At 71.8% G+C, this 20,517-nt stretch carries 18 protein-coding genes; 10 read left to right on the top strand and 8 right to left on the bottom strand.

Annotated features, from left to right (window positions below; genetic code table 11):
* The first annotated feature begins 28 nt into the window (after positions 1-28).
* The gene (locus ADL03_RS14590; RefSeq protein WP_053733891.1) at positions 29-361 is read left to right on the top strand and encodes an ATP-binding protein; all 333 of its coding nucleotides are present in this window, start codon (positions 29-31) and stop codon (positions 359-361) included.
* A gap of 18 nt (positions 362-379) precedes the next feature.
* Here ADL03_RS14590 and ADL03_RS14585 read toward each other — a convergent pair whose 3' ends face one another.
* From ADL03_RS14585 to ADL03_RS14575, 3 genes are read right to left on the bottom strand one after another with little or no spacing between them, the layout of a single operon-like run.
* Positions 380-751 (bottom strand): STAS domain-containing protein, encoded by a 372-nt coding sequence (locus tag ADL03_RS14585; RefSeq protein WP_053733890.1) that lies wholly within the window; start codon positions 749-751, stop codon positions 380-382.
* Entirely contained in the window at positions 748-1,989 is a 1,242-nt protein-coding gene (locus ADL03_RS14580; RefSeq protein ID WP_197288343.1) for a SpoIIE family protein phosphatase, read from the bottom strand. The genes ADL03_RS14585 and ADL03_RS14580 overlap by 4 nt, the downstream gene beginning before the upstream one ends.
* Positions 1,989-2,789, bottom strand: coding sequence for an alpha/beta fold hydrolase (locus tag ADL03_RS14575; RefSeq protein WP_053733889.1), 801 nt, complete (start codon positions 2,787-2,789; stop codon positions 1,989-1,991). The genes ADL03_RS14580 and ADL03_RS14575 overlap by 1 nt, the downstream gene beginning before the upstream one ends.
* Before the next feature lie 143 nt (positions 2,790-2,932).
* Here ADL03_RS14575 and ADL03_RS14570 point away from each other — a divergent pair, with 143 nt between their 5' ends.
* Positions 2,933-3,562: a carbonic anhydrase gene (locus tag ADL03_RS14570; RefSeq protein ID WP_197288342.1), complete on the top strand. Its 630-nt coding sequence runs from the start codon at positions 2,933-2,935 to the stop codon at positions 3,560-3,562.
* Between the two features lie 7 nt (positions 3,563-3,569).
* Here the strand turns inward: ADL03_RS14570 and ADL03_RS14565 are convergent, their stop codons facing one another.
* Entirely contained in the window at positions 3,570-4,565 is a 996-nt protein-coding gene (locus ADL03_RS14565) for an L-threonylcarbamoyladenylate synthase (RefSeq protein ID WP_053734016.1), read from the bottom strand.
* A gap of 364 nt (positions 4,566-4,929) precedes the next feature.
* Here ADL03_RS14565 and ADL03_RS14560 point away from each other — a divergent pair, with 364 nt between their 5' ends.
* Positions 4,930-5,667, top strand: a complete 738-nt coding sequence (locus ADL03_RS14560; RefSeq protein WP_053733888.1) for a hypothetical protein — start codon at positions 4,930-4,932, stop codon at positions 5,665-5,667.
* Between the two features lie 40 nt (positions 5,668-5,707).
* On the opposite strand, the gene ADL03_RS14555 is transcribed toward ADL03_RS14560, so the two are convergent.
* Both ADL03_RS14555 and ADL03_RS14550 read right to left on the bottom strand, forming a co-directional pair.
* A complete protein-coding gene (locus ADL03_RS14555) occupies positions 5,708-6,118 on the bottom strand; it encodes an STAS domain-containing protein (RefSeq protein WP_053733887.1) in 411 nt (136 codons plus the stop codon).
* A 110-nt stretch (positions 6,119-6,228) separates the two neighbouring features.
* Positions 6,229-6,612, bottom strand: coding sequence for a hypothetical protein (locus tag ADL03_RS14550; protein WP_053733886.1), 384 nt, complete (start codon positions 6,610-6,612; stop codon positions 6,229-6,231).
* A 270-nt stretch (positions 6,613-6,882) separates the two neighbouring features.
* On the opposite strand from ADL03_RS14550, the gene ADL03_RS14545 reads away from it, so the two are divergent.
* The 7 genes from ADL03_RS14545 to ADL03_RS14515 all read left to right on the top strand — a co-directional run bounded on the left by ADL03_RS14545 (position 6,883) and on the right by ADL03_RS14515 (position 18,634).
* Positions 6,883-11,418, top strand: coding sequence for a HAMP domain-containing protein (locus ADL03_RS14545; protein ID WP_053733885.1), 4,536 nt, complete (start codon positions 6,883-6,885; stop codon positions 11,416-11,418).
* On the top strand, positions 11,415-13,709 hold the full coding sequence (locus ADL03_RS14540) for a PP2C family protein-serine/threonine phosphatase (protein ID WP_231641835.1): 2,295 nt from the start codon (positions 11,415-11,417) through the stop codon (positions 13,707-13,709). The genes ADL03_RS14545 and ADL03_RS14540 overlap by 4 nt, the downstream gene beginning before the upstream one ends.
* A gap of 150 nt (positions 13,710-13,859) precedes the next feature.
* Positions 13,860-15,422: a SpoIIE family protein phosphatase gene (locus tag ADL03_RS14535; protein ID WP_053733883.1), complete on the top strand. Its 1,563-nt coding sequence runs from the start codon at positions 13,860-13,862 to the stop codon at positions 15,420-15,422.
* Between the two features lie 107 nt (positions 15,423-15,529).
* A complete protein-coding gene (locus ADL03_RS14530; RefSeq protein ID WP_053733882.1) occupies positions 15,530-16,237 on the top strand; it encodes a GAF and ANTAR domain-containing protein in 708 nt (235 codons plus the stop codon).
* 77 nt (positions 16,238-16,314) lie between these two features.
* Positions 16,315-16,701 carry a MerR family transcriptional regulator gene (locus tag ADL03_RS14525; RefSeq protein ID WP_053733881.1) on the top strand — a complete coding sequence of 129 codons (387 nt, stop codon included), beginning with the start codon at positions 16,315-16,317 and terminating at the stop codon, positions 16,699-16,701.
* On the top strand, positions 16,692-17,000 hold the full coding sequence (gene trxA, locus ADL03_RS14520) for a thioredoxin (protein ID WP_082373115.1): 309 nt from the start codon (positions 16,692-16,694) through the stop codon (positions 16,998-17,000). Before ADL03_RS14525 ends, trxA begins: the two co-directional genes overlap by 10 nt.
* Before the next feature lie 53 nt (positions 17,001-17,053).
* Positions 17,054-18,634: a Na+/H+ antiporter gene (locus ADL03_RS14515; protein ID WP_053734015.1), complete on the top strand. Its 1,581-nt coding sequence runs from the start codon at positions 17,054-17,056 to the stop codon at positions 18,632-18,634.
* A gap of 415 nt (positions 18,635-19,049) precedes the next feature.
* On the opposite strand, the gene ADL03_RS14510 is transcribed toward ADL03_RS14515, so the two are convergent.
* A complete protein-coding gene (locus ADL03_RS14510; RefSeq protein WP_053733879.1) occupies positions 19,050-19,502 on the bottom strand; it encodes a hypothetical protein in 453 nt (150 codons plus the stop codon).
* Complete coding sequence (locus ADL03_RS14505) at positions 19,463-20,344, bottom strand: hypothetical protein (protein WP_053733878.1); 882 nt, start codon at positions 20,342-20,344, stop codon at positions 19,463-19,465. The genes ADL03_RS14510 and ADL03_RS14505 overlap by 40 nt, the downstream gene beginning before the upstream one ends.
* Positions 20,345-20,517: the final 173 nt, after the last annotated feature.

The following is a 20,517-nucleotide window of genomic DNA, read 5'->3' as shown; positions in this document are numbered from 1 at the left end:
CGTCCGTGCTGTTCCGGACACCGCCAAGGTGCGCAGGTGGGCCGAGTCGTTGCTCTCCGACCTGGTGGAGGACGATCTCGTCGACGTGCTCCTGGTGGTCACCGAGCTCGCGGCCAACGTGTTCGACCACGCACTGTTCCCGGCACGGCTGAAGCTCCGCATGTCAGCGGAACCCTGTGTCGTCAGCATCGTCGCCGAGGACGCGTCCCCGGACCTGCCCCAGCTCAAGCCGTCCTCGACCGAGTCCGTGCGCAGCCGCGGCCTGGTGCTCGTGGACCAGCTGTCCGAGCAGTGGGGCACGGTCCGCCGCGCGGTGGGCAAGTCCGTGTGGGCGGTCATGCGGTGCACGGCCACGCCCTGACGACCGCGGCGGGCGGACTCAGCGGCCGCCGTCCTGATCGGCGCGGTGCGCCGCCACCGCGTCCTCGGCGCTCGGCCGGAACGTGAACAGCCCGTCCAGGCCGATCATGCGGAGCACCCGCTGGATCTGACGCGGCACACCGGCCAGGGCGATCTCCGCCTGCGCGGCGACGACCAGGTTGCGCGCGGCGATGAACGCCGAGATGCCGCTGGAGTCGCAGAACCGCAGCTCGCCCAGGTCCACGACCAGCAGCTGCCCCGCTGCCGGGGTGAGAGCGTTGATCGCGCGCAGGACCTCGGGCGCGGTGTGCGCGTCGAGATCTCCCCTGATCGTCAGCACCTGCCCGGCAGCGGTGGGTGCAACGGTCACCGAGAAGAGGTCGTCGCTCACGTCCCGCGGCCTTCCGGCGGCCGCACGCTCAGCGCCAGCAGGGCGGTGTCGTCCTCGACACCGTCACCGAGGCGGTCCAGCAGCTCGGACACGGCGCCGATCACGGCGGAGGCGGTGGCCGGTGCCAGGCCGGCCAGGTCCTCCCTGAGGTCCTCCTCGCTGTACCAGGCGTCCACGCCGGTCCGCGCCTCGGTCAGGCCGTCGGTGTAGAGCAGGACCGCGTCACCCGGCCCGAGGCGGACCTCGCCGGCGACGAAGCGCGCCTGCGGCAACGCGCCGACGAGCTGCCCGCCGTGCAGGTGCAGCAACGACGAGGTGCCGCCGGCCCGGAAGATCAACGCCGGCGTGTGCCCGCCGCCGGCCAGGGTCATCACGGCGCCGTCGCCGTCGAGGCGGATGCTGCCGTAGACGACCGTGCAGAACCGCGGGAACTCGCCCTGGTAAGCCTGGTAGAGCACGGTGTTCAGGTGCCCGAGCACGCTGGTGGGGTCCGGGTCGTAGACCGCGGCGCCGCGCAGCGTGTACCGGATCAGCGACGTCACGACGGCGGCGTTCTCGCCCTTGCCGGACACGTCGCCGAGGAAGAACCCCCACGTGTCGCCGGACAGCGGGAACAGGTCGTAGAAGTCGCCACCGACCTGGTCGAGCGACGCCGGGTGGTAGTAGGCGGCGACGTCCATGCCGGGCACGGCGGGCAGGGCCGGCGGCAGCAGGGTCTGCTGCAGCGTCCTGGCGAGCTGCTGCACCCGGTCCCGTTCGCGCTCGGCCTGCTCGCGGGCGCGCAGCAGCTCCTGCTCGTACCTGCGCCGGTCACGCGCGTCGAACACCGAGATGCGGATGAGCTGCGCCTGGCCGTCGGCGCCGGTCTTGACGGTCGAGGTCAGCAGCACCGGCAAGCGGGTGCCGTCGGCCGCCTTCAGCTCCAAGGCGACGCCGCCGAGCTCGCCCTGCATGTGCAGCAACGGCGCGAAGTGCGTCTCGTAGTACATCCGGCCGCCGACGGTGAGCAGGTCGGGGAAGCTCATCCGGCCCACCACCGCGTCCCGGTCACGGCCGAGCCAGCGCAGCAGTGTCGCGTTGATCTTCGCGATGGTCCCGTCGAGCAACGTCGACACGTACCCGCACGGCGCGTTGTCGTAGAGGTCCTCCGCGCTGTCCTCCAGCAGGGCCGAGAACGCGGGGTCGGTGCCGCCGTGACCACCCGCCGCCGACTCGGGCAGGTCGCCCGCCGCGCACATCACCGCCCGCTCACGAACCGCATGATCGCCTCCGCCGTCGCCCGGGGTGCGCTGAGCTGCGGGCAGTGCCCGACCGCGTCCAGCGTCACCAGCTCGCTGCCGCGCACCTGCTCGTGCACGAACCGGCCGACCTCGCGTGGCGCGATCGCGTCCCGGGCGCACTGGACGACCAGCGTGGGCACGCAGACCTTCGCCAGGTCCGCCCGGTTGTCGGACAGGAACGTGGTCCTGGCGAACGCCCGCGCGATCACCGGGTCGGTGCGGCAGAAGCTGTTGGTCAGCTCGTCGCCCAGCTCCGGCCGGTCGGGGTTGTCCATGATCACCGGCGCCATCGCCGCCGACCAGCCGAGGTAGTTCGACTCCAGCGCACCCAGCAGCTCGTCGATGTCCGCACGGCTGAACCCGCCCCGGTAGCCCTCTTCGTCCACATAGCACGGTGACGGGGTCAGCAGCACCAGCTTCGCGAACCGCTCCGGCTCCGCGTTCGCCGCGAGCACGGCGATCATCGCGCTGACCGAGTGACCGACCAGCACCACGTCGCGCAGGTCCAGCTCACGGCAGATCCCCAGCACGTCGTCGGCATACCCGTCGAGGCTGCCGTAGCGCTCGGGCGTCCAGGCGGACAGGTCGGACCGGCCGGCGCCGACGTGGTCGAACAGCACCACCCGGTGTCTCGCCGCCAGCGGGGGCACCACCAGCCGCCACAGGTGCTGGTCGCAGCCGAAACCGTGCGCGAGCAGGACCGGCTGCCCCGCCTCGTCGCCGGTCACGACCACGTTGTTCCTGCTGACCACGTCCACCGGGACGATCCTGCCACCTTCTCCCGCGGCCGGCGTGGGGCGCGGCCGGGCGGAGCAGCGTCCGGCGTCGGTGTGACGCAACCACGCGGCCGCACGGGCAGCGCGGCACCCGGTGCGTGACCTAGGCTGTGATCATGGCCGAGCTGACTTCCCCGTCCCCCCAGGAAGCCTTCGAGCTGCTGCTCTCCGGCAACCAGCGCTTCGTCGCCGGTGAGCCGGAGCACCCGAACCAGGACGCGACCCGCCGCGCCGAGATCGCACCGGCGCAGCGCCCGTTCGCCGTCCTCTTCGGCTGTTCCGACTCACGGCTGGCCGCCGAGATCATCTTTGACCGCGGCCTGGGCGACCTGTTCGTGGTGCGCACGGCGGGCCACGTCGTCGGCGCGGAGGTCCTGGGCAGCGTCGAGTACGGCACGGACGTGCTGGACTGCCCCCTGGTCGTCGTCCTCGGTCACGACGCGTGCGGCGCGGTCGCCGCCGCGTGCGCGGTGCTGGAGGACGGCGCGGTGCCCGGCGGGTACATCAGGGACGTCGTCGAGCGCGTGACGCCCAGCGTGCTGGCCGCGCGGGCCGCCGGGCGTGTGCAGGCGGAGGAGATCCTCGCCGAGCACGTCAGCCGCACCGTCGACCTGCTGCTGGAGCGCTCCCGCCTGCTCGCCGACCGGGTGGCCGCGGGCAAGGCGGCCGTCGTCGGCCTCTGCTACCGGCTCGCCGACGGCAGCGCCCGCCTCGTCGCGGCCCGCGGTCTCGACGTTCCCGTCCCGTCGGCCTGACCGCCGCTCAGCCACCCACCGGAGGTCCGTCACCCGGCCGGGGTCCCGCGGCCCGGTTCAACCGGTTCGCGATCGCGAGACCCAGGCCGGTCTCCTCGGGCAGGGACGCGACGACGAGGTCGCACCCGCGTTCGTCCAGCTCGCGCAGGAACCCGTAGAGCCCACGCGCGTACGCGGCGGCCGAGCCGGGGAGCCGCACGACGGCGTGCGCGTTCACCTCGGCATCGCCGAAAGAAGGCGGCAACAGCACGCCCACCCGCTGCCCCAGCCCCTGCGCGAGCTCCGCCTCGACCACGACCTTCTCCGGCTCGACCAGCACGACCCGTGCCCGCGGCGCGTAGTGCGAGGGGTGCTGGCCGGGCACGCGGACGCGGCTCGTCGCGTGGACCGCCAACGGGAAGCCCAGCGCCTGTTCGAGGTCCTCCCTCGTCACACCACCGGGCCGCAGCACACTCGGGACGTCGGCCGTGGCGTCCACAATGGTCGACTCGACACCGACCCGGCAGGGCCCGCCGTCCAGCACGAGGTCGACGGCGTCGCCGAGCTCCGCGCGCACGTGGTCGGCCGTGGTGGGACTGACCGAGCCGAACCGGTTGGCCGACGGGGCCGCCACACCGCCGCCGAACGCCGAGAGCAGCGCGAGCGCCACGGGGTGGGCGGGCACGCGCAGCGCCACCGTCTCCAGGCCACCGGTCGCCTCCAGCGGCACCCGCGGGCCACGCCGCAGGACCAGCGTCAGCGGTCCCGGCCAGAAGCGTCCGGCCAGCAGGCGCGCGGAGTCCGGCACGTCCGCCGCCCAGTCGTCCAGCTGGTCCGCGCTGCCGATGTGGACGATCAGCGGGTGCGAGGGCGGGCGGCCCTTGACCTCGAACACCCGCGCCACCGCAACCGGGTCCTCGGCGTTCGCGCCCAGGCCGTACACGGTCTCCGTTGGCATGGCCACCAAGCCTCCGGCGCGGAGCACGCCGGCCGCCTTCTCGGTGTCACTGGTTCTCTCCGACACCCGAGCGATCCTCTCACCGGCGCCCGCGCCACGTTCGGGCGGCTCCGCCACCGGTGATGACAGGGGCGCGGCCGATCGTCCACGCCCCCGCCGCGTCAACCGTTCGACGCCCCCGTCCACCGGCGCCCAACGGGACAGCTCCTCACGGGTCCCCCGTCACAGGTCTTCCTCGTCGTTCCCGCGGTCAGGGAAAGACGAGCCGGGAATTCCCGCGAGGTGGTCGTTCAACCACCGTCCGATGCACTCTTTCGGGCGGCGCACGGCCACCGTGCGAACTCGCCACGTCGCACGGACTGACGAACTTGCGAGGTCAGGAGGGTGTCGGGCATGTCGTGGTGCCGTGCGCGTTCGTATCGTGCCGGGAGTGGAAGACGAACAGCCGGTCGCCGGGGAGCCGTCGGAACTGGGCATCGAGATGCTGCCGATCGCGTTGGCGGCGTTGCGCACCGAGGTCGGCGAAGCGCGTGCCCTGATCCGGGAGCTGGCCGCGATGACGCCGGAGCAGGCCGACAGCTCGTGGTGCGACCGGCTGGAGGACGAGTACCACGACGCCGGTGCCGGTCAGGCGGCGATGGCGCGGCAGCTGCGGCAGTGGCAGCTCGACCACCCGGAGGCCGCGGGGCTGGACGAGCTCGCCGGGCTCGTCGCCGACGTCGAGCCCGTCCGCCAGGCGTTGCTGCACCAGCTCGCACGGCTGCGGTGCGCGCGTGGCACCAGCGGAACCCGTGTCCTGCCGGGCAGAACGGCCGCCGAGCTGATCCGCGACGAGCCACTGTGGACGTTCTCCCACGGCCAAGGCCACGACCCGCGCGCGCTGCACGTGTGGCGGGAGGACGACGCCCACCTCGTCGCGATCGTCGCCGCCCGGTCACCGGAAGGCGGCGTGGACACCGCCGAGGCGGGTGACGCGGTCGCCGCACGGCTGACCGCCGAACACCCGGACCGCGAGATCGAGGTGTTCGTGTGGACGCCGGGTTCCGCTGCCGGCAGCGGTGACCGCTTCGAGCGCGTGACGCCCGGCGGTCTCGAACCGGTGCCCGCGCACGACGTGATCGACCGGCTCGCCGCCGCCGAGCGGTACCGCTGCGACTGCTCGTCCTGACACCGCTCGGCACCACTCGCGCGGGCGCCCGAGCACCACGTCAGTTGTCGGCGGTACCCGACCTGGGCGCGGGCACCGCGGCACGGCCCGCCGCGGCGACCGCGGTGGCCACGTCCGGGTGCACCTCGACCAGCTGGTCGACCTGGGTCACCGCGAGCGGCCTCAGCACCGAGCGCTGGTCGGCGACGACCAGCAGCCTGGCCTCTGCCCGCTCGGCCTGCTGATGGCTGCTGACGAGTGCCATGAGACCGGAGGACCCGAAGTAGGTCACCGCGCGCAGGTCGAGCACCAGCGCCGCGGGCTGCGAGCTCAGCTGTGCACGGATCTCGTCCAGCACAAGGTGGGCCGAGTTGTCCACCTCGCCGCTCACCTCGGTCACCGCCACCCCGTCGCAGTCGTGGGTGCGCACGGACAGCAACGGCAGTTCGTCGTCCAGCTCGGTCCTCGTCACGACGCGTCCTTTCCCGTGCACGCGCAGTCGTCGGGCGGTCGGGACGACCATAGGTCAGCTGTCGGCGGCGGGCATCTCGTCGCCGCAACGGTCTTCGGCACCGCAGGAGATCAGCGCGTGCACGGTCTTGCCGCCGCCGGGCCGCGGCCGGGTCCCCACTCCTGGGAGATGCCGTTCACCATCACCATCCCGCGCCCCCGGTCGCTGCCGAGCCGCGAGTGCCCCGGCACCGGCTGCTGCTCCGACCCGTCGTCGACCTCCACCCAGGTGCGGCAGGGAGCCGGGCTGCGGAAGATGCGCAGCCGGCCGACGCCCCCGGCGTGGTCCAGCACGTTGGCGGCCAGCTCGGTGATCACCAGCAGGACGTCGTAGCGGTGGTCCTCGCCGAGGTCGCGCAGGACGTCCTCGACGCTGCCCCGCAGCACCGCCGTGTTCGTGTCCGGCTCGATCGACAGGTCGACGACCAACGACCTGGAGTCTTCTTCAACGAGCACAGACGGCCTCCGCATCATCGCGCTGCTCCCCCAGCGCGGCTTGCACGCTACCCGGCGTCGCTGCCCGCAGGGGCTTTCCGCGCCGGTGAACATCACTCGAAGGTGATTTGCCCACCGTGGCAGGGCATTGAGCACCAGCGGGTTCCATCCATCGCGGCATCCCGGCCCAGGCTTGATCGCGTAAGATCGCTCAGGTTCACCGGAGCGCGCTTGAACCCGCAGGTGTCTCCTCTCACGCATATTGCGCCATGCCGTGGAGGCAGCGAACCGATGGTCACCAAGACCTCGCAGGCAGAACGTTCTCAGGGGCAGGACGGCGCCAGAGAGGCGGCGGACCTGCCGGAGCTGCGGCAGTTGCTCGCCGGACTGACAGCGGTGCGCGACGGCGACTTCGGCATCCGCCTTCCCGACGAGTCCAACGGGCTGCTCGGTGAGATCGCCACCGTCTTCAACGGCATGGTCGACCAGCTGTCGCTGTTCACCTCCGAGGTGACCCGTGTCGCCCGTGAGGTCGGCACGGACGGCCGGCTGGGCGGACAGGCCGAGGTGCCCGGCGTGTCCGGCACCTGGAAGGACCTCACCGACTCGGTGAACGCCATGGCGGGCAACCTGACCAGCCAGGTGCGCGACATCGCGCAGGTGGCGACGGCGGTGGCCCGCGGCGACCTCAGCCAGAAGATCGACGTCGACGCGCGCGGCGAGATCCTGGAGCTCAAGAACACCGTCAACACGATGGTCGACCAGCTGTCGTCGTTCGCCGACGAGGTCACCCGCGTGGCGCGCGAGGTCGGCAGCGAGGGACGACTCGGCGGCCAGGCCGACGTGCAGGGCGTGTCGGGCACCTGGCGCGACCTCACCGACTCGGTGAACTTCATGGCGGGCAACCTGACCGACCAGGTCCGCAACATCGCGCAGGTGACCACCGCGGTGGCCAGCGGCGACCTGAGCCAGAAGATCACGGTCACCGCGCGCGGTGAGATCCTCGAACTGAAGAACACCATCAACACGATGGTCGACCAGCTCTCGTCGTTCGCCGACGAGGTCACCCGCGTCTCCCGCGAGGTCGGCACCGACGGCATCCTCGGCGGCCAGGCCGACGTGAAGGGCGTGTCCGGCACCTGGCGCGACCTCACCGACTCGGTGAACTTCATGGCGGGCAACCTGACCGCGCAGGTGCGGTCCATCGCCCAGGTCGCCACGGCGGTCGCGCGCGGCGACCTGTCGCAGAAGATCACCGTGACGGCCCGCGGCGAGATCCTGGAGCTGAAGGACACCATCAACACGATGGTCGACCAGCTCTCGTCCTTCGCCGACGAGGTCACCCGCGTGTCCCGCGAGGTCGGCACGGACGGCCGGCTGGGCGGGCAGGCCGACGTGAAGGGCGTGTCCGGCACGTGGAAGGACCTCACGGAGTCGGTCAACATCATGGCCGACAACCTCACCGCGCAGGTCCGGTCGATCGCCCAGGTCACGACGGCGGTGGCGCGCGGTGACCTGTCGCAGAAGATCCGCGTCGACGCCCGGGGCGAGATCCTGGAGCTCAAGGAGACCATCAACACGATGGTCGACCAGCTGTCCGGGTTCGCCGACGAGGTCACCCGCGTGTCCCGCGAGGTCGGCACCGAGGGCAACCTGGGCGGGCAGGCCACGGTGCGCGGTGTGTCGGGCACGTGGAAGGACCTCACCGACAACGTCAACCTGATGGCGTCCAACCTGACGAACCAGGTGCGGTCCATCGCCCAGGTCGCCACGGCGGTCGCCCGCGGCGACCTGTCGCAGAAGATCACGGTCGAGGCCAAGGGCGAGGTCGCCGCGCTGGCCGGCGTGATCAACACGATGGTTGACACGCTGTCGGCGTTCGCCGACGAGGTCACCCGCGTCGCGCGCGAGGTGGGCACCGAGGGCATGCTCGGCGGTCAGGCGCGCGTCCCGAACGTGGCGGGCACGTGGAAGGACCTGACCGACAACGTCAACTTCATGGCGAACAACCTGACCAACCAGGTCCGCAACATCGCCCAGGTCACCACCGCGGTCGCGCAGGGCGACCTGACGAAGAAGATCGACGTGGACGCCCGCGGCGAAATCCTCGAACTGAAGACGACGATCAACACGATGGTCGACCAGCTCAGCTCGTTCGCCGCCGAGGTGACCCGCGTGGCGCGCGAGGTCGGCAGCGAGGGCCGGCTCGGCGGCCAGGCCGAGGTCGAGGGCGTCTCCGGCACGTGGAAGCGGCTCACCGAGAACGTCAACGAGCTCGCCGAGAACCTCACCAGGCAGGTGCGCGCCATCGCCGGGGTGACCAGCGCGGTGGCCGAGGGCGACCTGACCCGGTCGATCACCGTCGAGGCCTCCGGCGAGGTCGCCGAGCTCAAGGACAACATCAACTCGATGGTGGAGTCGTTGCGCGCCTCCACCAAGGCCAACCAGGACCAGGACTGGCTGAAGTCCAACCTGGCCCGCATCTCCGGCCTGATGCAGGGCCGCAGGGACCTGGCCGTCGTCGCCGAGCTGATCATGGACGAGCTGACGCCGCTGGTGTCGGCCCAGTTCGGCGCGTTCTACCTGGCCGACGACGCGGACGACCAGCAGGAGCTGCGGTTGATCAGCTCCTACGGCCACCCCGACGACGACTCGCGGCCGACCCGGTTCCGGTTCGGCCAGTCACTCGTCGGCCAGGCCGCGCGCAGCCGCCGCACCATCGCCGTGGACGCGATGCCGGCCGACTACGTCGCCATCACGTCCGGTCTGGGCCGGACGGCGCCGGTGAACCTGGTCGTGCTGCCGATCGTCGTGGAGGACCAGGTCCTCGGCGTCATCGAGGTCGCCTCGGTGCACCGCTTCACCGACATCCACCGCGACTTCCTCGAACAGCTGATGGAGACCATCGGCGTCAACGTCAACACCATCATCGCCAACGCGCGCACCGACGAGCTGCTCACCGAGTCCCAGCGGCTCGCGGTGGAGCTGCAGTCGCGTTCCGGTGAGCTGCAGGCCCGCCAGGAGGAGCTGCAGCGCTCCAACAAGGAGCTGGAGGAGAAGGCGGAGCTGCTCGCCATCCAGAACAGCGACATCGAGGCGAAGAACCTGGAGATCGAGCAGGCGCGGCAGCAGCTGGAGGTCCGCGCCCAGGAGCTCACGCTGGCGTCGAAGTACAAGTCGGAGTTCCTGGCCAACATGAGCCACGAGCTGCGCACCCCGTTGAACAGCCTGCTGATCCTCGCCCAGCTGCTCGCGCAGAACCCGAGCCGCAACCTCACCCCGAAGCAGGTGGAGTACGCGGGCATCATCCACTCCGCCGGCTCGGACCTGCTGCAGCTGATCAACGACATCCTCGACCTGTCCAAGGTCGAGGCGGGCAAGATGGACATCTCCCCCGAGCCGGTGTCGCTGCGGCGGCTGCTGGACTACGTCGAGGTCACGTTCCGGCCGCTCACCACGCAGAAGGGCCTGAACTTCCAGATCACCACCGCGCCGGGCACGCCGGAGCAGCTGATCACCGACGACACCCGGCTGCAGCAGGTGCTGCGCAACCTGCTCTCCAACGCGGTGAAGTTCACCGAGACCGGCGGGGTGGAGCTGCGCATCGAGCTCGCCGACCCCGACCAGCTCCCGCACGCGGTGCGCGAGCACGGTCCGGCCATCGCGTTCCGCGTCAGCGACACCGGCATCGGCATCGCCGACCACCAGCTGGAGTCGATCTTCGGAGCGTTCCAGCAGGCCGACGGCACGACCAGCCGCAAGTACGGCGGCACCGGCCTGGGCCTGTCGATCAGTCGCGAGATCGCCTACCTGCTCGGCGGTTCGATCACCGCCGACAGCACCCTGGGCGAGGGCAGCTCGTTCACCCTCTACCTGCCGGTGCACCGGGCGGACTACCGCGAGCCGGTCACCGACGCCCACAGCCAGGCGGCACCCACGTCGGTGGAGGTGGCGCCGCCCGCGACCCACGGCCACCGGCGCCGGCTCCTCGTGGTGGAGGAACGGCCGCAGGGCCTGCTCTCGCTCGTGGCGCAGAGCGCGGTGACCGACCTGTCGGCCAGCAACGACCCGCGTGGCACCGCCGAGGTCGTGACGGCGGTCGGCGAGCAGGAGGCCGCGGCGGCGCTGGCCACCGAGCCCTACCACTGCGTGGTGCTGGAGCTGGACCTGCCCGACGACGCCGCGCTGCGGTTCCTCGACGCGCTCGACGGTGACCCCGCCGCGAGCACGACCCCGGTGCTGGCGCACAACAACCGCAGGCTCTCCACCGATTTCGAGCAGCGGTTGCAGGAGCGCACCGGCACCCGGCCGCTCGAGCTGCTGTCCAGTCTGGACGAACTGCGCGAGCGGATCGCGTTGCACCTCAACGCCGAGGGCCCGGAGGACGTGCTGCCGCTGGTGCGGCCCGAGCAGCCGCGGCCACCGGCGGCCCGCCAGGCGAACGGGCAGCTGAACGGCCGGACGGTGCTGATCGTCGACGACGACGCCCGCAACCTCTTCGCGCTCAGCAGCATCCTGGAGCTGCACGGTGTGACGGTGCTGCACGCGGAGAACGGCAGGGAGGGCATCGAGACGCTGGTCGGCCACCCGGAGATCGACCTGATCCTGATGGACGTGATGATGCCGGAGATGGACGGGTACGCCGCCACCTCGGCGATCCGCGCCATGCCGGACCACGCGGACCTGCCGATCATCACGGTGACGGCGAAGGCCATGCCGGGTGACCGGGACAAGAGCATCGCCTCCGGCGCCAACGACTACGTCACCAAGCCGGTGGACGCCGACGACCTCGTCGCCTGCGCTCTGCGGTGGATGCGTCCTCGGTGACCGCCGGTGAGGCGGGGATCGGCCGGCTCGCGGGAACGGTCGCTCGCCTGCACAGGGAGGTCGACGAGGCGCGGGCCGCCGCGGACGGCCGGGCACTGGTCGAGCTCGCCAAGGGCGTGCTCGTCGAACGGTTGCGCTGCGGTCCCGCGCAGGCCGCGCAACAGCTGGCGCAGCTGGCCGAACGGGCGGGCACCACGCAGCTCCAGCTGGCCGTGGAGATCATCAACGAGGTGGCGGGCGACGGGCTGACCGCCGCGCCGGTCGTGGCCGACGAACCGGACGCCACGACGGCGATCCGGTTGCGGACGGCGGAGAGCGCCGCGCTGCGGGCGGACGACACGCAGGCCGTCGCCCAGTCGCTGTTCGCCCACGCCCTCGCGCCGCTCGGTGCGACCGCGGTGGCGATCTGGTCGGCGGGTGCCGACTCGTCGCTCACGCTGGCCGGCCAGGCCGGTTTCGGTGCCGGTGAGGCCGGGCGGTGGCGGTACGTGCCGCCCGGTGTGCTGACACCGGCCCGCCGAGCGCTGGTCGAACGCGCCACGGTCTGGCTGGAGGACCTCGCCGCGACGGGACTGCCCTCGATCGGGGCCGACCTGCCCGGCCGGGTCGCCGTGCCCGCGGGCACCGGCGGCCGGATCACCGGTGTGCTGGAGATCTGCTGGCCCGACCCGCTCACTCCCCAGCCGTTGAGCGTGCACAAGCAGGTGGAGGCGCTGGCGGAGCTGTGCGCGGCGACGCTCGACGTCATCGCGCCGAGCACGCCCGACCACCTGAAGTCGGCACCCTCCGAGCTGGTCGACCTCGCCGACGGGCTGCTCGACCCGACGCTCGTGCTCGGCCCCGAGCTCTCCGCCGACGGCACCGTCACCGACTTCCGGGTGCACCACGTGAACGGCCGGTTCGTGGACATCGCCGGCCGGCCGCGCGCCACGGTGGTGGGCAAGCTGCTGCTGGAGATCTACCCGCTGGCCGCGGCGGAGGGCAACCTGTTCGACAAGGTCGAGCACGTGCACTCCACGGGTGAACCGTTCCGCGCCGACCGCATGACCCTCGCCGCGCTCGTGGACGAGGTGCCGGTGACCGTCACGGCGAGCGTGAGCATCACCCGGCACGGCGTGCTGGTGCTGGTCGTGTGGCGGGTCCAGGACGAGGCCGCGCGGCTGGCGAACCTGCTGCAGCACGCGCAACGGCTCGGGCGGGTCGGCGGCTTCGAAGAGGACCTCTCCAGCGGCCGGATCATCTGGAACAGCCAGCTGCACTCGCTGTACGGCCGCGGCGCCGACGAGCGGCCCGTGCCGCTGGCGGAGATCACCGCGCACGCGCACCCCGACGACGTGCCGTCGCTCAACGGGTTCCTGCACAACGTGCTGCACTACCACCGGTCGTCCGCGGCGGCGTTCCGGTTGCAGCGCGGCGACGGCGTCACCCGGCACGTGCGCGTCATCGCCGAACCCGTCCTCGACTCGCAGGGGACGCTGCTGGCCGTGCGGGGCGCCTACCAGGACGCGTCGGCGCAGCACTGGACCGAGGTGGCGCTGTCGGCCACCCAGGACCAGCTCGCGATCACGGCGCAGGAGGCGGCCGAGCGCAACAAGCTCACGCTGCAGCTCCAACAGGTGATCATGCCGCCCACGCACCCCACGATCGAGGCCTTCGGCCTGCGGGTGGCCGTGCGCTACCGGCCGGCCGAGCAGGAGGAGCTGGTCGGCGGTGACTGGTACGACGCCGTCGTCCTGCCGACCAAGCAGATCCTGGTGTCGGTCGGCGACATCACCGGCCACGGCATCAAGGGCGCGACCGGGATGGTGGTGCTGCGCAACGCGCTGCGCGGGCTCGCCGCGACCGGCGCGGGTCCGGCGCAGCTGCTGACGTGGCTGAACCTCGTGGCCCACCACCTCACCGAGAACATCATGGCCACCGCGATCTGCGGCCTGTACGACCCGGTCACCCGCGTGCTGCGCTGGGCGCGGGCCGGTCACCTGCCGCCCGTGCTGATCAGGGACGGTCAGGGCGAGCTGCTGCCGATGCTGCGCGGCCTGATGCTGGGTGCCCTCTCGGAGGCCACCTACCAGGAGGGCGAGCTGCAGCTCGAACCGGGCGACACCCTGCTGCTCTACACCGACGGCCTGGTCGAGCGCCGCGACCTGGCGCTGGACGAGTGCCTGGAACGGCTGCGCACCCAGGTGCAGCGCCCGTGGTCGGGCCTGGACGAGCTGCTCGACCACCTGCTCGACACCAGCGACTCGAACACCGACGACGACACCTGCGTCGTCGGCGTGACGCTGCCCTGAGCCGCCGGTCCCGCGCTGTCACCCTGGAGTGTGGTCCAGCCGGGGGTGCGTTTGCCCGTGCGCGAACCGGGTATCCAGCCGTCCTGAACACGTCATGCCGAGGACTTGGAGCCCGGACCTGTGTGGTGAAGCAGGGAGGATCGACCGGCCATGTGGTTCGCGAACGGAAAAGAGTCGGTCTTCCTGGACGGTTCGCCCGTGGGCTTCGCCGTCTTCGACAGACGGATGCGGATCCTCTACGCCAACCCGGCGTTCGCCACCGCGCACGGCTTGCCGCCGCACGACCACACCGGTCGCACCGTGGAGGAGCTGCTCCCGGCGGGCCACGTGGCCGCGGTGAAGGCGGGCATCGTCGAGGTGCTGCGCACCGGCACCGTGCACCGCGACGTCAAGACGCGGGTCCACCTGGACAACGCCACCAGGCACCTGCTGCTCAACCGCTTCCCGTTGCACGACAACGACGAGGTGGTCGCCGCCGTCGTCACGGTGCAGGACCTCACCAGCGCGCACGAGATCGCCGAGCTGGAGGGCCTGCGGCTGCAGGCGGTGTGGACCGACCAGCTGGACAGGGCGCAGCGGGCCGGCGGCACCGGCTCGTGGGAGCTCGACCTGCGCAGCGGCCGGCTCGTGTGGTCGGCGAACCTGTGCCGGATCGCCGGGGTCAGCCGGTCGCCGGACACCCTGGAGGACGTGCTCGACCTCGTGCACGACGACGACCGGGCCGTCGTCCGCGCGCACTTCGAGGCCCTCAAGACGAACACCCCGGCGCCGGAGATCGAGTTCAGGCTGTGCCGCCAGGACGGCATGATCGCCGTGGTCTCCTCGATCGGCGAGTCGGTGACGGACGAGACCGGCGCGGTGGTGGCGCTGCGCGGCATGCACGTCGACCGCACGGCCCGGCGGGCCGCCGAGGCCGACGCGCGAGCCGCCGTGGTGCGCGCGAACGCCGTCGAGTCGCAGCTGGAGAACGAACGGCAGCTCATGTTGCGGCTGCAACGCGCGATGCTGCCGCCGGACCTGCCCCTGACCCCCGGTGTCGAGCTGGCGGCGGCCTACCAGCCCGCCGACGGCGCGATCGGCGTGGGCGGTGACTTCTACGACGCCTTCACGCTGCCGGACGGCCGGCTCGCCGTCGCGGTCGGTGACGTGGTCGGGCACGACATGGACGCGGCGGTCACGATGGGCCGCATCCGCAGCACCATCCGCGCGTACGCGATGCACAACCCGGACCCGGACCGGGTGCTGGGCAAGCTGAACCGGCTCGTCTGCCTGTGCGCCGACCTGACCATGACGACCGTGTTCTACGGCGTCTACACGCCGTGGACGGGCTCGCTCTGCTACGCCAACGCGGGCCACCCGCACCCGCTGCTGGTCCGCGACGGCGTCGCACGGCCGATGACGCACCGGCACGGGATGATCACCGGTGCCGCGCACCACGCGGACTACCGCGCGTTCGAGACGCTGTTGCGGCCCGGCGACCTGCTGCTCTGCTACACCGACGGGCTCGTGGAACACCGCGGCAGCGACATCGACGCCGGTGTCGAGAGGCTGTGCGCGGCGGTGGCCTCCTCCGGCCTGCCCGACGCGCTCGACCACCTCGTTCCGGGTGTGATCAGGGCGGTCGGCCCCGAGGTGGGCCGTGACGACATCTGCGTGCTCGGCCTGCGCCGGACCGGCGGGCCCGCGCGCGACGACGCGGCACCCGGCTCCTAGCACTACCGTTGACTTCGGTCCGCCGGCACGCGTCACGTGGTTGAGCCGGTGGCTTCGGGTAACCGCTCCACAGGCAACCGATCACCACGACGGACAGGAGGTGGCCCATGACGAACGACACCGCGGGTGACCGCGATTTGGCCACCCAGCTGGCCGGGATCGCCCGCATGCTGCAACGGCAGGGCGACGAGCAGGCGACGATGGACGCGATCGTGCACGCGGCGGTGGGCACCGTTCCCGGGGCCGAGCACGCGGGCATCATGACCGTCCTGGGCCGGCGGGAGATCCGGACCGTGGCGTCCACCGGAGAGCTGCCGTGCGACGTCGACCAGGCGCAGTTCGACACCGGGCAGGGTCCGTGCCTGGCCGCGCTGTACCAGGACAGGGTCGTCTCCGTGCCCGACGTCGCCCAGGACGAGCGGTGGCCCCTGTTCGCGGACAGCGCCGCGAAGCTCGAGGTGGGGAGCATGCTGTCGTTCCAGCTGTTCGTGCAGGACGACGACCTGGGTGCACTCAACCTCTACGCCGGTGAGGCCCGCGCGTTCGACGACGAGTCGCACCACGTCGGCAACCTGTTCGCGGGGCACGCGGCGATCGCGCTGGCCGCCGCCCAGCAACGCCGGCACATGGGCGAGGCGGTGCAGACCCGCGACCTGATCGGTCAGGCCAAGGGCATCCTGATGGAACGGCACAAGCTCAGCGCCGACCAGGCGTTCACCGTGCTCGTCCGCACCAGCCAGCTCACCAACACCAAGCTCCGCGACCTCGCGGAGCAGCTCACCACGACCGGGGAGCTGCCGTCCGTGAACAGGTGACCGCGGGCCCGCCTCCTCCGGAGGAGGCTGGAAACGGTGTTGCCTTGACGTGGACGTCAACGTTTAGCGTCTGCGGCATGAGGATCGGCGAACTGGCCAGGCGGGCCGGCACGACGACCCGTGCGTTGCGCTTCTACGAGTCGCAGGGGCTCCTGGAGGCGCAGCGCACGGCCAACGGCTACCGCGAGTACGACGAGCACGACCTCCGGCTGGTGTCGGAGATCCAGTCGTTGCAGTCGATCGGGCTGTCGCTGGAGGACACCCGGCCGTTCGTGGCGTGCCTGCGGGCCGGCCACGAGTCCGGCGACTCGTGCCCCGACTCGCGGGCGGTCTACCGGCGCAAGCTCGCCGAGCTGGACGCGTGCCTGGACCGGCTGGGCGCGGTGCGCGCGTTCCTCGTGGACAAGATCGAGGCCTTCGACCCGTGCCGGGTGGACGAACCCAAGGAGTTCAAGTGCAGCTGACCGACGCGACGTTCGCGCAGAGCGTGGGGACCGGGACCGTGCTCGTCGAGTTCTGGGCGCAGTGGTGCGGACCGTGCCACATGCTGTCGCCGATCCTGGACGAGATCGACCGCGAGCGCGACGACCTGACCGTCCTGCGCATCAACGCCGACGAGAACACGGCGACGGCCCGCGACTTCCAGGTGATGTCGCTGCCCACGATGCTGCTGTTCCGCGACGGCGTGCCGATCCGGTCGATCGTGGGGGCGCGGCCCAAGTCGCGGCTGCTCGCCGAGCTGGACGCCGCGCTGACCGCCTGACCCCCGGCGCCGGACGGTGCGGTGCACGCCGGCGGCCGCATTAGATTGTGCGCATGCTCGGTCTGGAACTCGTGGTGGTGCTGGGCGTGTGCGTGCTGGCGAGCAGCGTCGCATCCGGACGGTTGCGCGTCGCGGCGCCGGTCCTGCTCGTCGGGTGCGGCGCGGTGCTCGGCTTCGTGCCGGGCCTGCAGTCGGTGAGCCTGCCGCCGGAGGCGATGCTGCTGATCTTCCTCCCGGCGCTGCTGTACTGGGAGAGCCTCACGACCTCGTTGCGCGAGATCCGCTCGAACCTGCGCGTGATCGTGCTGACCAGCACCGTGCTGGTGATCGCGACGGCCGCGGCGATCGCCTGGGTCGGCCACGCGCTGGGCCTGCCCTGGGGCCCGGCGTGGGTGCTCGGCGCGGCACTGGCCCCGACCGACGCGACGGCGGTGGCGGCGATCGCGCGGGGTCTGCCGCGGCGCACCACCACTGTCATCAAGGCCGAGTCGCTGATCAACGACGGCACCGCGCTCGTCATCTACGGCATCGCGGTCGCCGTCACCGCCGGCGAGGCCCGGTACAGCGCCGGGCTGGTCGGGTGGCGGTTCCTGCTGTCGTATGTCGGCGGCGCGGCGGCCGGGCTGCTGTGCGCGTGGCTCGTGGTGCAGGTGCGGCGCCGGCTGGACAACCCGCTGCACGAGAGCGTGGTCAGCGTCCTCACCCCGTTCGCGGCGTTCCTGCTGGCCGAGCTCGTGCACGGCTCCGGCGTGATCGCCGTGGTCGCCGCGGGCCTGACGCTGAGCCAGATCGGCCCGCGCCTGGTCCGCGCCGACGCGCGGCAGCAGTCGGAGGCGTTCTGGCGGCTGTCGACGTTCCTGCTGAACGGCTCGCTGTTCGTCCTGATCGGAGTCCAGGCGCACGGCGCCATCCGCACGCTGGACGGCGCGGAGGTGCTGACGGCGTTCGGCACCATCGGGCTGGTGGCGCTGACGGTCGTCGGCACGCGGGTGGCGTGGAGCAACACGACCCCGTACATCATCCGCGCGCTCGACCGGCGCCCGCAGCAACGCCTGCGGCGCGTCGGCGCACGGCAGCGCGTGGTCAGCACGGCCGCCGGGTTCCGCGGGGCGGTGTCGCTGGCGGCCGCCCTCGCGGTTCCGGAGACGACCACGTCCGGTGCGCCGTTCCCGTTCCGCGAGGAGATCGTCCTCATCACGTCCGGTGTCGTGGTGCTGACGCTGGTCGTGCAGTCGCTGCTGCTGCCGGTGATCGTGCGGTGGGCGCAGCTGCCGGAGGACACCGCCGTGGACGAGGAGCTGCGGCTGGCCCAGACGACCGCCTCCGAGGAGGCCTACGAGGCGCTGCCGGTGCTCGCGGACAAGGTCGGCGTCAGCGACGTCGTCTACAAGCGGGTGCTGGCCGAGTACGACCACCACCTGGAGGTCATGCGCTCGGCGGCGGACGGCGACGAGGAGGCCACGCAGGCCGAGGCGGAGTACGCGGCGCTGCGGCTTGAGCTGATCGCGCACAAGCGGGCCACGGTCGTGCGGCTGCGCGACGAGCGGGCGATCGACGACATCGTGCTGCGGACCGTGCAGGCGCGGCTGGACGTCGAGGAGGTCCGGTTGTCGCGGCGCGAGGTGGACGACTGACTCCGCAGCTCTGGCGGAAGCGTTCACGAACGGCACCAGACGACCAAGTGCTCCAATGCGACGAGCGTTTTGTCGTCATCGGCTGTCACTCACGCCCCCACGAGGCAGTCGGCCAACCGTCGAGCGTTCGGAATGCGGTAGCCGTACGACCATCAACACACGCCCGTTGGGCTGCACGGCCAGCAAGAAGGTGCCGTCCTTCGTCGCTTCCAGGACCACGGAGCACGTCCTCCTGCGGGACGATTCACACCACACCGCAAGGCTGCCTGAAAGCAACACCAGCACGGTGATGCCAAGCCATGCCTGCCACGAAACAGTCAGCGCACCCAACAGCCGCCCCATCGGCGTCCTTCGGTCAGTCAGCAGTTTCCCACTCATGGCTCCGGGGCAGCGATTTGTCACTCACGTGTTCCGCTCAACGTCCGCCGAACAGGTCGCGGGCCAGCTCGCGGACCGCTCCGCGCACCGAACGGTCCGGTGTGGACGGACGCGGCGGCGGCAGCATGGCCAGCGCCTCGTCGTCGGTGGCCGGACGTGCGGACAGCACGGCGGCGCGCAGCACCGCCCGGTCGACGGCGAGCCCGCCCCTGACCTCGAACTGCATGCCCCCGACGTTGCGCACGTAGTCCTGCGTGTCGGTGAACCGCTCGTAGAGCAGCGTCGGTGACTCGACCTCGCAGACCTGCGCGCCGTACACGCACTCACCAGGGTCCGCACCGAGACGGGGACCGACGGAGATGTTCCGGGCGCCCGGCAGCAACGAGCGGTCGTCCGGGGTGAGGTGCGTGCCCTGCGGTGAGGTGGACGTGGCCGAGTAGCCGGGCACGGTCACCGCGGGGGAACCGTCGGCCAGCCGGGCGGTGAGCACGGCGGCGCGCAGGGCGGCGCGGTCGAAGGACTTCGGTGCGGTGAGCAGGAAGCGGGTGCCGTCGACGCGGTGGGCGTAGGCGTTGCGGTCCTCGGCGCCCTCGATGAAGAACAGGCCGGTGCGTTCGGTCTCGCAGCGCCGCACGGGCGGGTACGGGTGGCCGTACGGGTCGGTTTCGCAGTCGGGCGGTCGGCCAGGGCGAACAGGCCGAGGTCGGGCGAGGGCGGGTTCGGGTCGCCGTCGTCGGGCAGGAGGTACCACGTGCCCTGGGCCGGTTGCAGGTGGTAGCCCGGCACGGTGGCCACCATGAGCGACGTGCGCGGCACCTGCACCTCGGCCAGCCGTTTGTCCACATCGGACGGTAGTGCGCCGGCGAGTGCCTTGAGCACCAGCAGGCCGGCCGCGACCAGCACGGCGAGTGAGCCGAGGGCGAGGTACCAGCGGCGCAGCAACGTGCCGGCCACCAGCGCGAACAGCGCGGCGGTGGCGGGCAGCCACGAGGCGGCGGACCGGCTGATGCCCAGTTCCGCGTCGTCGGTGACGTCCCACGCGAGCAGCCACAGGCCGAAGCCGGCGCCGGTGACGAGCAGGGCCCAGCACACCCGCCCGCCCCGGTTGCCGGTGAGCCACGACTCCCCCGGCGCCAGCGCGGCGACCGCGGTCAGCGCCACCACCAGCACGACGACCATGCCGGCTGCCACGACGAGGGCCACGACGGACCCGAGCAACGCGCCGACCACCGTCCCCAGCGCCATCGGCACGACCAGTCCGCCGGCCACACCGGCCAGGCCCACCTGCGCCAGCGCGAACCCGACGCCCTGCCGCTCCCCCACGTCCTCCACGTGATCACCCTGCCAGCGCGACGGGCGCGGCGGAACCGCAGAACTACTCACCCGCTGGTCATCGTCGTGGCCGGCCTGTTCTCACCGCTGTCGTACTCGTGTTCGCGGGCGAACTCGACGTGGCCGGTCAGGCGCGACGGGCCGGGAAGGCGCGACCTCCCCGGCCCCTCGCC

The sequence above is a fragment of the Nocardia sp. NRRL S-836 genome, assembly GCF_001279525.1.
Taxonomy (GTDB): Bacteria; Actinomycetota; Actinomycetes; order Mycobacteriales; family Pseudonocardiaceae; genus Lentzea.
The sequence above is the reverse complement of the archived record's forward strand: the minus strand, read 5'-3'. Positions and strand labels throughout refer to the sequence as shown.